At 69.7% G+C, this 12,166-nt stretch carries 15 protein-coding genes; 7 read left to right on the top strand and 8 right to left on the bottom strand.

Annotated features, from left to right (window positions below; translation table 11 throughout):
* Positions 1-28: 28 nt before the first annotated feature.
* From FHS44_RS34015 to FHS44_RS34000, 4 genes are all read left to right on the top strand, one after another.
* A complete protein-coding gene (locus FHS44_RS34015; protein ID WP_184722634.1) occupies positions 29-901 on the top strand; it encodes a universal stress protein in 873 nt (290 codons plus the stop codon).
* A 33-nt stretch (positions 902-934) separates the two neighbouring features.
* Entirely contained in the window at positions 935-1,792 is an 858-nt protein-coding gene (locus FHS44_RS34010) for a universal stress protein (protein WP_184722632.1), read from the top strand.
* A 96-nt stretch (positions 1,793-1,888) separates the two neighbouring features.
* Complete coding sequence (locus FHS44_RS34005; RefSeq protein WP_184722629.1) at positions 1,889-2,548, top strand: DUF305 domain-containing protein; 660 nt, start codon at positions 1,889-1,891, stop codon at positions 2,546-2,548.
* A gap of 24 nt (positions 2,549-2,572) precedes the next feature.
* The gene (locus tag FHS44_RS34000; RefSeq protein WP_184722626.1) at positions 2,573-3,529 is read left to right on the top strand and encodes an Acg family FMN-binding oxidoreductase; all 957 of its coding nucleotides are present in this window, start codon (positions 2,573-2,575) and stop codon (positions 3,527-3,529) included.
* Positions 3,530-3,563: 34 nt separating this feature from the next.
* Here FHS44_RS34000 and FHS44_RS40430 read toward each other — a convergent pair whose 3' ends face one another.
* Positions 3,564-3,758: an RrF2 family transcriptional regulator gene (locus tag FHS44_RS40430; RefSeq protein ID WP_281401671.1), complete on the bottom strand. Its 195-nt coding sequence runs from the start codon at positions 3,756-3,758 to the stop codon at positions 3,564-3,566.
* Positions 3,759-3,761: 3 nt separating this feature from the next.
* Between FHS44_RS40430 and FHS44_RS42065 the strand changes: the two genes are divergently transcribed.
* Positions 3,762-3,893 carry a hypothetical protein gene (locus FHS44_RS42065; protein ID WP_281401667.1) on the top strand — a complete coding sequence of 44 codons (132 nt, stop codon included), beginning with the start codon at positions 3,762-3,764 and terminating at the stop codon, positions 3,891-3,893.
* Positions 3,894-3,904: 11 nt separating this feature from the next.
* A complete protein-coding gene (locus FHS44_RS33990; RefSeq protein WP_221461640.1) occupies positions 3,905-4,441 on the top strand; it encodes a GNAT family N-acetyltransferase in 537 nt (178 codons plus the stop codon).
* 87 nt (positions 4,442-4,528) lie between these two features.
* Here FHS44_RS33990 and FHS44_RS33985 read toward each other — a convergent pair whose 3' ends face one another.
* From FHS44_RS33985 to FHS44_RS33955, 7 genes are all read right to left on the bottom strand, one after another.
* A complete protein-coding gene (locus tag FHS44_RS33985) occupies positions 4,529-5,077 on the bottom strand; it encodes a DUF8788 domain-containing protein (protein ID WP_184722620.1) in 549 nt (182 codons plus the stop codon).
* A 4-nt stretch (positions 5,078-5,081) separates the two neighbouring features.
* Positions 5,082-5,531, bottom strand: coding sequence for a DUF8788 domain-containing protein (locus tag FHS44_RS33980; protein WP_184722616.1), 450 nt, complete (start codon positions 5,529-5,531; stop codon positions 5,082-5,084).
* Positions 5,532-5,565: 34 nt separating this feature from the next.
* A complete protein-coding gene (locus FHS44_RS33975) occupies positions 5,566-6,348 on the bottom strand; it encodes a hypothetical protein (RefSeq protein ID WP_184722613.1) in 783 nt (260 codons plus the stop codon).
* A gap of 25 nt (positions 6,349-6,373) precedes the next feature.
* Entirely contained in the window at positions 6,374-6,925 is a 552-nt protein-coding gene (locus FHS44_RS33970) for a DUF8788 domain-containing protein (RefSeq protein WP_184722610.1), read from the bottom strand.
* A 48-nt stretch (positions 6,926-6,973) separates the two neighbouring features.
* Entirely contained in the window at positions 6,974-8,515 is a 1,542-nt protein-coding gene (locus FHS44_RS33965) for a phenylacetate--CoA ligase family protein (RefSeq protein ID WP_184722607.1), read from the bottom strand.
* Entirely contained in the window at positions 8,512-10,074 is a 1,563-nt protein-coding gene (locus tag FHS44_RS33960) for a pyridoxal phosphate-dependent decarboxylase family protein (RefSeq protein WP_184722604.1), read from the bottom strand. The genes FHS44_RS33965 and FHS44_RS33960 overlap by 4 nt, the downstream gene beginning before the upstream one ends.
* An 801-nt stretch (positions 10,075-10,875) precedes the next feature.
* The gene (locus tag FHS44_RS33955; RefSeq protein ID WP_184722602.1) at positions 10,876-11,328 is read right to left on the bottom strand and encodes a MarR family winged helix-turn-helix transcriptional regulator; all 453 of its coding nucleotides are present in this window, start codon (positions 11,326-11,328) and stop codon (positions 10,876-10,878) included.
* Between the two features lie 146 nt (positions 11,329-11,474).
* Between FHS44_RS33955 and FHS44_RS33950 the strand changes: the two genes are divergently transcribed.
* Positions 11,475-12,122 (top strand): nitroreductase family protein, encoded by a 648-nt coding sequence (locus FHS44_RS33950; RefSeq protein WP_184722599.1) that lies wholly within the window; start codon positions 11,475-11,477, stop codon positions 12,120-12,122.
* The last annotated feature ends 44 nt before the right edge of the window (positions 12,123-12,166 follow it).

The raw sequence follows: 12,166 nt of genomic DNA, 5'->3' as shown, positions 1-12,166 counted from the left end.
GGAAGGATCCGCACGCGAGGAGGGCGAGATGACAGACTTCCCAGCCTCGGGTACCCGTGACGTCGTCGTCGCGGTCGACGGCTCGGCGGGGGCGAACGTCGCGGTCGAGTGGGCCGCAGACGACGCCCTCCGCAGGCACGCGCCGCTGCGGATCGTGCACGTCGTGGAGCGCGGCCCCTACGACATTCCCCGCTTCTCCGCCCCCGAGTGGCCGGGGCCCCTCGTCCTGAACGGCAGGAAGGTCCTCGACGAGGCCGAGCGGGTGGCGCGGTCGCGTCAGCCCTCGATCGAGGTGGGCACCGAGCTGATCGAGGGGGAACCCGTCAGAACCCTGAGCGAGCGGGCCGCGACCGCGGTTGAGGTCGTGCTCGGCAGCAGGGGACTCGGCGGTTTCACCGGGGCACTGCTGGGGTCGGTGAGCACCCGGGTGGCGGTGCACGCCCACGGCCCGGTGGTCGTCGTGCGCCCCGAAAGCGGGCAGACGCGCCGCGAGGTCGTCGTCGGCGTCGACGACGACCCGCACTGCGAGCCCGCGCTGGCCTACGCCTTCGAGCAGGCCGCGCTGCGCGGCGGCACGCTGCGCGCCGTACACGCCTGGCAACTGCCGGTGCACGCCTTCGCGCCGGAGATCGTCTACGACATGGACGAGATCCGCCGCGCCCAGTTCCGGGTCGTCAGGGACAGGGTTGGCGCCTGGCAGGAGAAGTTCCCCGAGGTCACCGTGCTTGAGGATGTCCAGAGCGCCCACCCCGTGGACGCCCTCGTGGACGCCTCCGCCGTGGCGGACCTGGTCGTCGTCGGCTCGCACGGCAGGGGGGCCGTCGCCTCGGCGCTGCTGGGGTCGGTCAGCAGGGGAGTCCTGCACCACGCCCACTGCCCGGTCGCGGTCGTCCGCGCCTGAAGTCCCGTCAACGGACACGAGAGGAAGCGAAACATGATCCTGGTGGGAGTCGACGGGTCCCGGTCCTCGCTTGAGGCCGTGAGCTGGGCCGTACGGGAGGCCGGGCTTCGCCGTACCGGCCTGAGGGTCGTGCACGTCATGCCCGCCTGGCCGCTGGAGATGACCAGGGACACCCCGCACGCCGAGATCGGCCGGTGGATGCGCGAGGGCGCCGAGACGACGCTGGACGGCGCGCTCGACCGGATCCGCGAGGAGGGTGGCGACGTCGAGGTGGTCTCCGAGCTGCTGCCCGGCGGCGACCCCAGGCAGGCCCTGATCGAGGCCGCGGCCCACGCGGAGCTGCTGGTCGTCGGCAGTCACGGCCTGGGCGGGTTCGAGGGCATGCTGCTGGGGTCGGTCGCGCTGGGGGTCGCCGGGCACGCGCCCTGCCCCGTCGCCGTCGTACGGCGCAGGCCCGCCGAGCCGCGCGGGCGGGTGGTCGTCGGCGTCGACGGCTCCCCGGCAGGGGTGGACGCCGTCGCCTTCGCCTTCGCCGAGGCCGAGATCAGGGGCGCCGAGCTGCACGCCGTACACGCCTGGAACCGGCCCATCGTCGGCTGCGGGCCGTTCGCGCTCGCCGACGCCGAGGAGACGGCCCAGCAGGAGCGGCGCGCGCTGGCCGAGGCCCTGGCGGGCTGGGGCGAGCGCCACCCGGACGTCAAGGTCACCGAGCGGCTGGAGTACGGACATCCGGTGGAGGTGCTGCGGGAGGCCTCGACGGAGGCCGACCTGCTGGTGGTCGGATCACGCGGACGCGGCGACCTGACGGCGCTGCTGCTGGGCTCGGTGAGCCACTCGCTGCTGCACCACGCCGCCTGCCCGGTGGTCGTGACGCCCTTCCCGGGGAGGTGACCTCGGCGTGGCGTGGGCTGGAGCACAGAAGGGAAAATCGGACAAAATAGACTAATTGCCTCCCTGGTCGCGAGCGAACCCTTGCAGGGGGATGCCATGGGTACACGAAGAACTCGGGCGGCCCTCACGGCCGCCTCCCTGGGCGCGGGAGCCGTCCTGACGGCCTGCGCCCCCGGTCTCGCCCTCACCGCGGGGCCACCGGCGGGCGCGCCCGCCGTCGTGGTCACCGACGTTCCGAACGGGGAACACAACGCCCAGGACGTGATCTTCGCCCAGCGGATGATCCAGCACCACAGACAGACGTTGATCATGGCCGAGATGGCCAGGAAACGCGCGAGGAACCCCGAGGTCAGGGCGACGGCCGAACGGATCGAGCGGACCCAGACCGCCGAGATCGCCCGGCTGACCGCCTGGCTGAAGGAGTGGGGAGACCAGGTCCCGGCCCCCGACCCGTGCATGAGCCCGGGAAACGGAGACAAGAACTGCCGAGGGGCCGACGACGTCGGGCCCGGCGCCGACCGGGGACCGTACGTGATGGACCCCGCCGACCTGGAGGCGCTGAGCAGGGCGTCCGACGCGGACTTCGACCGGATGTTCCTCAATCTGATGATCCGCCACCACAGCGATGAGATCGCCCTGGCCGGGATCGAGCAGCGGGACGGGCTCTCGCCACGGGCCAAGGCACTGGCCGCCTCGATCACCAAGGCCAGGACCGCCGAGATCGTCCATATGCGGTCCATGCTCGTCCGGTTCTGACCGGCTTCGAACAGGGGGAAATTCATGATCGGCGTGCTCGACGAACGGCCGGGGACGCGGTCGCTCCTCACCGCCGCGGGCGCCGCGCCGTCGGTGCACAACACCCAGCCCTGGCGGTTCGGCATCGGGGACGACGGCCTTGTCGTGCTGTATCCGGACCTGGAACGGCGTCTGACGGTGGCCGACCCCCGGGGCCGTTCCCTGCACATCAGCTGTGGCGCCGCCCTGCTGAACCTGCGCCTCGCCCTGCGCGTCGCCGGATACGACCCGGTCACCTGGCTGCTGCCCCACTCGGAGGAGCCCGTCGCGCCGCTGGCCGTCGTGCGGCCCGTCCCGTCCGTCCCGCCCTCGCCCGCCGAGCGCGCGCTGTACGAGGCGATCGCCGTACGGCGCACCAACCGCAGGCCGTTCTCCGGATGCCTCGTCCCGCACCCGATCCTGGAGGAACTGGTCAGGGCGGCACGCTGGGAGGGCGCGGACCTGTCGATCCTGGAGCCCGTGGAGGACGACCCGCTGCTGTGGTGGGTCGGCACGTCGGAACGGCGCCTGCGGGCCGGGTCGGACTACCGCGCGGAGCTCGACCGCTGGACGACGGCCACACCGCGCCAGGACGGCATCCCCTTCGAGGCCTTCGGCCCCACCGGAGGCCGGACCCTCGCCCGCGACTTCAGGGGTTCGGAGGTCTCCAGCGGAGGGGCCGCCCGCTGGGAGGAACGCCCCCGGCTCGCGCTGCTCGGCACCCGGACCGACGGGCCGTACGGCTGGCTGAGGGCCGGGCAGGCGTTGCAGCGGGTCCTGCTGACCGCGGCCCTGCACGGGGTGTCGGCCTCGTTCCTCAACCAGCCGCTGGACCTGCGGGACATGCGGGGACAGGACAGGGCGGGAAGGACCAGACACCTGCAGATGATCATCCGCCTCGGCTACGGCACCCCGTCCCCGCCCACTCCCCGCCGTCCCGTCTCCGACCTGCTCACGCCCTAGTCTCCGGTGGTGGCCAGCCAGCGGCGCACGGCCGTCATGGCGGTGCCGTCGCTGTCGGCGTCGATGCCGGCGGCCAGGTCAGCGATGGAGACCTGGCCGCGGGCTCGTCCCCGTCGACGGCCCGCACCACCTCCAGGGCGCTGATCTCCCCGGCGGGCCTGGTGAGGAGGTAGCCACCGGACTGGCCCATGGTGGAGTGGACGATTCCGGCGCGTGAGAGCGCCTGCAGCTGGTGGGCGCGCTGCGCGACGCCACCGGGGACTTCACCCTCGCCTTCGGCGCTTTGGGCGTGGCCGGGCTGCTCACGCTCGTGCCCGTCGCCCGCCTGCGCGATACCATCCGTCAGCCAGTCAGGGCAGGCTGATGGGAGCCCGTGTGAACCTCGAACGTCTCACCGGTCAGGAGATCCTGGCCCGCGTCCCGGACCTGGTGAAGATCTACCGGGCCGCGTTCGGCGGCCCGCCGTGGCACGAGGACGAGCACGCCGCCGACGCCTTCGCCGAACGCCTGACGACGGACGCGCGCCGCCCGGGCTTCACGGCGGTGCTGGCCGACGACAACGGCGACCCCGTCGGTTTCGGTACGGCCTGGCACACCCCGAGCCCGTTCCCCACGGGCCGCGCCTACGACCTCGTCCGCGCCGAACTGGGTGAGGCCGTGGAGACACGGCTGGTCGGCGCGCTGGAGGTGGACGAACTGGCGGTGAGCCCCCACGCGCGAGGGCGGGGCCTCGGGGCGAGCGTCCTCGACCTCCTGTGTGGTGGTGCCGACCCCTGCTGGCTGCTGACCTCTCCGCAGGCGGCCGACGCGATCAGGTTCTACGAACGGCTCGGCTGGCAGCGCCTGACCGGGCCGGGGGCGGACGTCGTGGTGTTCTCGCGTTCACCGGCGAACTATCACGGTACGTGGTAGTTCCTCGCGTGGCGCCGCCGAACCACGACGCCACGTGGCACCCGTAAACCCCTCCGTGCCGGCCGTGACCGGCACGGAGGGTGATCGTCAGACCGGCAGGACCCGCAGGGCGGGGTAGCGGACCGAGTTCAGGTACAGCTTGTCGGTGCCGTGCTCCTTCTCCAGCTCCAGGACGAACCGGTAGCGGTAGACGCCCGGCTTGGCGTCGCTCAGCACCGCGCCCGCCCAGTAGTAGTAGACGGCGGTGTACTCGTCACGCATCCGGTCGGGACCGCCGTAGACCTTCAGCTCGGTCATGATCCGGCGCTCGGCGACGTCGTCCTCGTCACCCTTCTCGACGTCGAGGAAGACCAGGTTGTTGATCTTCGGCATCGGGGGCCAGGTGCCGTCGGCACGGCGGTGCATGTCGATCGGACGGATGATCCAGTTGATCACCTGGCCCTGCTTGCAGATGGTCTCCAGGTGGTCACCGCCCTGGCCGACACCGCCGACGCTGTTGTCCATCATGTAGAGACAGCCGTCCAGGGACTTCGTCGCGGCGGCCTTCTCCATGTCGACGAGGGTCACCACGTTGAGCTGGACGGAGTTGAGCTGGCCGCGCTCGGCGAAGTCCGTGGCCGCGTATTCCTGGGTCATCGGCCTACCTTCCCTCTGGGGCGGGACCGGCCAGGGTGGGCCTGGCGGTGGGGGTGAACGGCGTGCTGACGGTGCCGAGCAGGAACGAGAGCCGGTAGGGGACCGGTTCGGTGATGTCCTGCTTGACCTCGGCGGTCCAGAACGCGATGTCGGTTCCGGGGTAGACCTTCCGCACGGGCTCGGCGATCTGCGGGTCGATCTCGATGCCGGTGAGGGACACGTAGGTCTCACACTCCAGCGGGAGCACGTTCCACAGCAGGGTGTCGCCCTTGCGGACCAGGCTGCGCAGCCCGGGGGTGCCGAAACCGGTGGACCCGGCGGCCCTGTTGGTGTCGTAGAGGTAGAGGTTGTCGTCCAGGTTCTCCGACGCGAGCGCGGCCACGGGATCGACCACCGCGGTGATCGTCACGGGCCGGGCGGGCCGGCGCTGGGGCTGTCTGGCTCTCGGGGGCATGCGGCTCCTCCGTTTCGAAGACGTTCCGGCCGGATCAGCCGGCGGGGGCGGGGACGGGTGGGAGGGGAAGAACACCCAGCCCGGCGCCGGTGAACCCGTTGCGCTTCGGATCCGTGATGATCTTCAGGCTCGACTCGCAGGTCAGGTCGACGGACTCCCAGACCAGCTCGCCGTTGCGCTTGACCAGCTCGTGTAGCTGGACGTGCAGGGTGTACGGGTAGACCCCGGGCCTGCTTGTGTCCACGGTCGCGGCCCAGTACCAGCCGTCGTAGACCATGTCGGGCGAGCCGTACTGGGCCGGGTAGATGATCTTCTCGGCGACGGCCTGACCGGTGATGTCGGTGATCACCGGGGCGGGGTAGTTGTAGGCGTCGGAGCTGCTGGTGGCCTTGCCGGTGACGTCCAGCACCTTGGCCGCGGTGAACCCGCGCCCGCCCGGGTCCTCGGCGTACGTGCCGACCTGCTCCTGCAGCCGCTTGACGTCGGCCTCGTTCACGCCGCCCTCGGTGTTGAGGGCGGCCAGTTCGTCAAGGGTGCGCCGCTCCTCGGCGCGCCCCTGCTCGGCCAGGTAGTTGCGCGGCACCGTCGGGGGGATGGACCCCAGGGCCGCGGGCAGCCAGTTCAGCACCTGCTCGGTGGCCTGCGACCCGTCGAGGAAGTAGGTGCCGGGCACGATCGTCTCCAGGTGCTCGGTTCCCACCCCCGTCGAGCCGAGGAACTTCATGTTGTCGAACCAGTACGTGTTCCCGTCGAGCGAGCGCGTCCTGAGCGCGTTCTCGACATCGAAGAGCACGATGATGCCGTGTTGCTGGGCCATGAGACCGCCTTTCGCGGAACAGGATTCACACGCGCAGCAGCGCGGGCGAGTCGACGTACAGCACGCTGTTGGGTCCTTCGTGGAGCTTGAGGGAGAGCCGGTACCGGTAGGGAACGCCGGGCACCATGTCGTAGGGCACGACGCCCTCCCACACCAGCAGGTCGCCGTTCTTGAATCCGTTGGAGGCCGTGGCGTCCACGGCGGGGACGGGCACCTCCACCGGGTACGAGGCGACCGGGTACGACGCCGCGGGCTCCCCGGCCGTCCCGCCGGGGGCGGCCTCGTCGGCCGTCCAGTCAGAGGCCGGTTCGGGTGCCGTCTCCGCGGGGGGCGGTACGGCGGCGCCGGACAGGAACTCGATGGACTGGATCTCGACCGGGGTCTGCACGTCCACGTGGATGGGCGTCCAGTGGACGACCTGCCCGGGAACCACCGCCGTGACGAGGTCGGGGGTCCCCTGGTGGCGGCTCCCGGCCGTGCTGTCGTCGATCAGCGAGAGATTGCCGTTGTGCAGGGTCCGGTCGGACAACGCCCCGACGGCGTCGACCATCACAATGATGTTGACCTTCTCTTTCATCTGTCCTCCCGTGTCGGGTGTCATTCGGGCGCCTGGACGGTCAGGCGCTCAGCCCCGGTCTCTGACCAGGGGCGTCTTGCCGACGGTGGTCCGCTCGATCCTCGGCGACGAGGGCGCGACGAACTCCAGTTGGAATCCGTAGCCGATCTGCTCGATGGAGGCCGCGTTGGCCTCCCGGTCGTTGAAGAGCGACAGGGAGGCGGGCAACGCCTGGACGAACAGCCGCCGCGTCCCGCTCTGGCCCAGGGCCCGCTCGACGGTCGCGGTCGTGCCCTCGACGTCGTCCACCGCGGCCAGCAGGGTGAGGGTGCGGTCCTCACGGTGGTTGTGGAACTGGACCTCGTGCGCGATCAGGTCCAGGTCGATGCCGGTCACGGAGCGCAGCCGCGTGCGCAGGGCCGCGTACGCCATCGTCGCCGAGTACTGGCTGTCGTTGAGGTGCAGCACGTCGGCGGTGCGTCCGGCGAACTCGAACCGCTCGGTGCGCAGCCCGGGGCCGTCGAGGGCGGGGCGGCGGATCATCCGGTCGCCGAGCTTGAGGCGCAGCAGCGGCGTCTCGTCGGCGTGCAGCCGGGTGACGACCAGCTCGCCCTCCTCGCCCTCGGCGACGGCGCGGCCGTACTCGTCCACGATCTCGACCAGGTGCAGGCCGGGTACGGCCGACAGCGCGGGCGAGGTGTGGTCGAGCTGGAGGCCCACGCACTCGGCCTGGGTCGCGGCGAAGTAGCTGAGGATCGACACGTTGGGGAAGAACGCCTGCAGCTCGTCGCGCTTGCGCTGCGGCAGGGAGCCGCTGCCGTACATGGCGACCCTGAAGTCGGCCCTGGCCTGCGGGGACAGGTTCGCGCCCAGCTCGGGCAGGATCGCGATGCCCGCGGTGATGCCCATCAGCGCCTTGTGGCCCGGGTAGGAGAACATGTGCTCCAGCACCGGCGCGCTCACCGGCCCCGCGCCGATGTAGTTGACCCCCGGGACGTTCGCCAGGACGCCGCCGACCATGGTCCCGCTGCTCCACATCTGGTAGTCGGCCAGGGTGGTGAACAGCCAGCGCGGCGCGGGACCGCGCAGGTAGCGGTTGAGCTGGTAGGCGCCCATGAACGCCCCGGAGATGCGGTAGGTGTCGCGCAGCTCCCGCAGGGAGTAGACGATCTCCAGGGGCGTGCCGTCACCGGTGCCGCCGCTGGCCACGACCTCGAATCCGCCCCGGTCGAGCGGGACGACCATCCCGGCCCTCGGGCCCATGAACATGTCCCGCTGCACGATCTTGTCCGACAGCGGGATCCGCTCCCACTCGGACATGTCGGCGGGGACGTCGCGGATGCCGAAGTAGTGCAGCCGCTCGCGCCACAGCGGGTTGAGCAGGGAGATCCCGACGAGCTGCTGCAGACGGCGGAAGACCAGCGCGTTCTGCAGGTCGAGCGGGGTCTCGGAGTACGGCACGCCGGTGAGCCGCGCGCACTCGTCGAGCCTGTCCGCGAACGACGTCAGCCGGGTGACGTCGTCGACCGAGCGGGGCCGCAGCTCCTCCTCGGGGATCAGCTGCGTCGCCAGCCGCGCGGAGGCGGCGATGTCCAGATCTGTGATTGTCATGAGTGACTCCCGTTCCGCTGGTCGTGCCGGGCCGTGGCGCTCTCGCGCAGCACCTGTTGCCCGATGTCCCTGATCTCGGCGATGAGCATGGCCAGGTGGTCGGCTTCGATCAGGTGGTTCATCACGACCACCCGCAGTGCCGCCACCCCGTGGATGTCGACCTTGGAGATGAAGAAGCGTCCGCCGCCCCGGATCCGGTTGCGGATCTCCAGTTGCAGCCGGTGCGCGGCCGCCGGGTCCATGCCGTCCGGCAGGTACCGGAAGCACAGGATGTTGGACTCCGGTTCGTGCGCCACGGCGAAGTCGGGTTCGGCGGAGATCATCCGGTGTGCCTGCCGGGTCATCTCGCACAGCCGGTCGATCTTCTGTGCGAACAGCGCCTGGCCGTAGACCGACCAGACCGTCCACAGCGGCATGATCATCGGCCGTTTCGTGCATTCGAAGTTCTTGTCGGCGCTGTCGTAGGCGCTGTAGATGTCCGGTTCCTCGTCGAAGACGTAGCTGGCGCGCTGCTTGAACGCGCCGTGTGCCGCCGTCTTGTCGCGGTAGAACAGCAGCGTGCACGGCGCCGGCATGAACAGCATCTTGTGGGCGTCCCAGGTCAGCGAGTCGGCGTGCTCGATGCCGCGCAGCTTGTCCCGGTGCCGGTCCGACAGCAGCAGGCTCGCCCCGTGCGCCCCGTCCACGTGGAGCCACAGCTCGTGGCGGCGCGCCAGGTCCGCGAGTTCCTCCAGCGGGTCGAAGGCGCCCATCGAGGTGGTTCCCGCCGAGGCCACCAGGCAGAACGGCCGCAGGCCGCGCTCGCGCGCCTCCTCCAGCACGGGTTCGGCCAGGTCGGGACGGATCCGCCCGGTCCGGTCGGCGGGCAGCCTGATGATCTGCCTTTCCCCGATGCCGAGCACCCCGGCCGCCCTGGTCACGCTGTAGTGGGCGTCCTCGCTGATCGCGATGGCCGGGGGCCCCGGGGTGTCACCGGCGCCACGCGTCCAGATCTGCGGGAAGGCACGGTTGCGGGCGGCCAGCAGCGCGGTCAGGTTGGCCAGCGAGCCTCCCGAGGTCGTCACCATGGCGAACCGGTCGCGGTCCCAGCCGATGAACCGGTTGAGTTCGTCGGCCATCAGCCGTTCGGCGACGTTGGGGAGCTGCCCGGCCTCGTAGAAGGAGGAGGGCTGGTTGACCACCGAGCTGACCAGGTCGATGAGACCGGCCAGCGGTACCACCCCGGAGAACTGCCGTCCCATGTAGCCGGGGGAGTGGACCGGGATCCCCGTCTCGGCGTACAGGTTGACGATCTGGTTCACCCGGTCGGGGTCGAAGTCGGCGACGTGCTGCCGTTCGGGGGTCATCAGTCCCCGCGCGGCCTTCAGCAGCACCGCCGGGTCGATGAGGTCGAGCCCTCGGACCGACCGGTCACCCAGGTAGGCCGTCAGGCGGTTGACGATGTCCATGGCGTCGTCGTGGAAACGCCCCGGGTCGAAGGCCGCGGTGAGGCCGGACATGGCCTCGTCGGTCGTCGGCTCGGGAAATGGACTCTGGACATCGGAAAGAGAACTCGTCACGAATGATGCTCCAACTGATCCGGTTTCGAGAACGCTCACACGTCACACTCGGGCCAGAATTCGAAAATGACTTCTCGAACTTCCTGTGAGCGCGTGAGGCTCTCACGGACAAATGCGTTCTCTGCGGTGTTGCATTGAGCGACAAAGGAACTCACGACGCCTGGAGGCGAGTGGCGTCGTTCGTGTCTTCGCAGGTCCGTCCCGGGGGGTAGAACGGTCCAACGCGGAGGAAGAGCACCGACCGAAGGCACAGGAGAAGACTCGGAAAGCGTTTGCTTCCTGAGTCTTCCGTTCGGCTGGTGCTGGTTGTTCCGGGCCTTAGAACCCTATGGGGTTCTGTTTCCGTTCAAAGACGACTGATCCGGCTTGAATTTCATCCGTCGCATACGTTGGCACGCCCCTCATGCAGCAGACCTAATCATTAACGGCAGGAGTGGCGCAAGTCCAAGGATACGGGCGGTCTGGCCGATTTTTGACACCGTTACGCATTGTGACGGAGTTAGTGGGAAGTTTGGAAACTTCCTACCGTTCGGTACACGTGAGTTTTTCTCGCATACCTTGATCAAGCTCGGCTTTTGAAAGCGTGGCCCCGGCTGGCGGCCGTTTCAAACGGACGTTCTCTCTGTATTTGGCCGAATTTCCCAAAACCCACTAGAAGTTGCCGCCATACGATACGTCAACATTTTTCGTGCATTAGTCATAAAAGGGACATCTATGCTGTCCTTGGGATCCCATGTCGGGAATGTGGGAGGATATTGGCCATGGCCGGGATGTGGCCTCGCCGTACCGGAATGCGGGTTCTCAGGCGTCGGTTCCCAGGAGTTTGCCGAGAAGTGTGCCCAGTTGGTCGCGCTCCCCGGGGGTCAGCGCGTCGAAGGTCGCGTCGAGGAAGGCGGGCACCGCGGCCTGGGCCGTGGCCAGCCGTTCGCGGCCCGGCTCGGTGATGGTGACGGCGTAGGAGCGCCGGTCGCGGGGGTTGCGCTCCCTGCGCGCGTATCCAGCCCGTTCCAGGTCATCGCAGATCGTGACCATGACGCTGCGGTCGATGCGCAGCTCCTCGCTGAGAGTTTGCTGTGAACAGGGGCCGACGGCCTGGAGCATCTGGAGCACGAGGTGCTGCCCGACGCCGAGACCCTCCTCGGTCGCGTGCGCGTCGGCGGCTCGGGCCACGGCGGCCGAGGCCCGGCACAGTGCGATGTCCAGCCGTTCGGTCGCCAGACGCGGGAAGTACGCCACCCTGCTCGTGCGCGCCATCGTTCTCCTCCTCGGTGAACCGCCAGTCTATCGACGCTTCGTCTCCTCAAAGATAGTTTGACAGTAGATGATTGACGGCCATACGGTTCTAGCGCCCCACCGGCCGTTCCCCGGGGCGGCCAGAGAGCACCCGATGGAGGCACGCCATGACCCTGAACCTCACCCCCGACCAGTTGCTGAGCACGACCCGCGCGGTGCGCAGACGCCTGGACCTCACCCGCCCGGTGCCCCGCGAGCTGATCGAGGAGTGCGTGGACCTGGCCGTGCAGGCGCCGACCGGACGCAACCGGCAGCGCTGGCACTTCCTCGTCGTCACCGAGCGGGAGCAGCGCCTCGCCGTGGCCGACATCTTCCTGCGCGCCCTGTCGGCGGGCACCGGGGAGCCGCTGACCGAACGCGACATGTGGCGGATGAACTACAACTCCGCCTCGACCGCGCGGGTCTTCGACGGCCTGGGCCACCTGGCCGCCAACATCCACCGGGTGCCCGCGTTCGTCATCCCGGCCGTCGAGGGGCGGACCGACCGAGCCCCGGTGGTCACGCAGGCGGGGACGTGGGGATCCATCCTGCCCGCGGTGTGGAGCTTCATGCTGGCTGCGCGGGCACGCGGCTTGGGCACGGTGTGGACCACCGCCCAGGCGCCCCTCGAACGCGAACTGGCCGGGGTGCTCGGCGTGCCGTACGAGAAGGTCATGCTGGCGGCGTTCGTCCCGCTGGCCTTCACCATCGGCACCGACTTCAAGCCCGCGCCCCGCATCCCGCGCGAGGAGGTCCTGCACTGGGACCGGTGGTGAGCCCGTACAAACGTTGAACCATATGGTTCAGTGACGATATGGTG

The organism is Streptosporangium saharense, from assembly GCF_014203715.1.
GTDB classification, from domain to species: domain Bacteria; phylum Actinomycetota; class Actinomycetes; order Streptosporangiales; family Streptosporangiaceae; genus Streptosporangium; species Streptosporangium saharense.
Note: the sequence above shows the minus strand (reverse complement) of the source record. Positions and strands in the feature narration are given on the sequence as shown.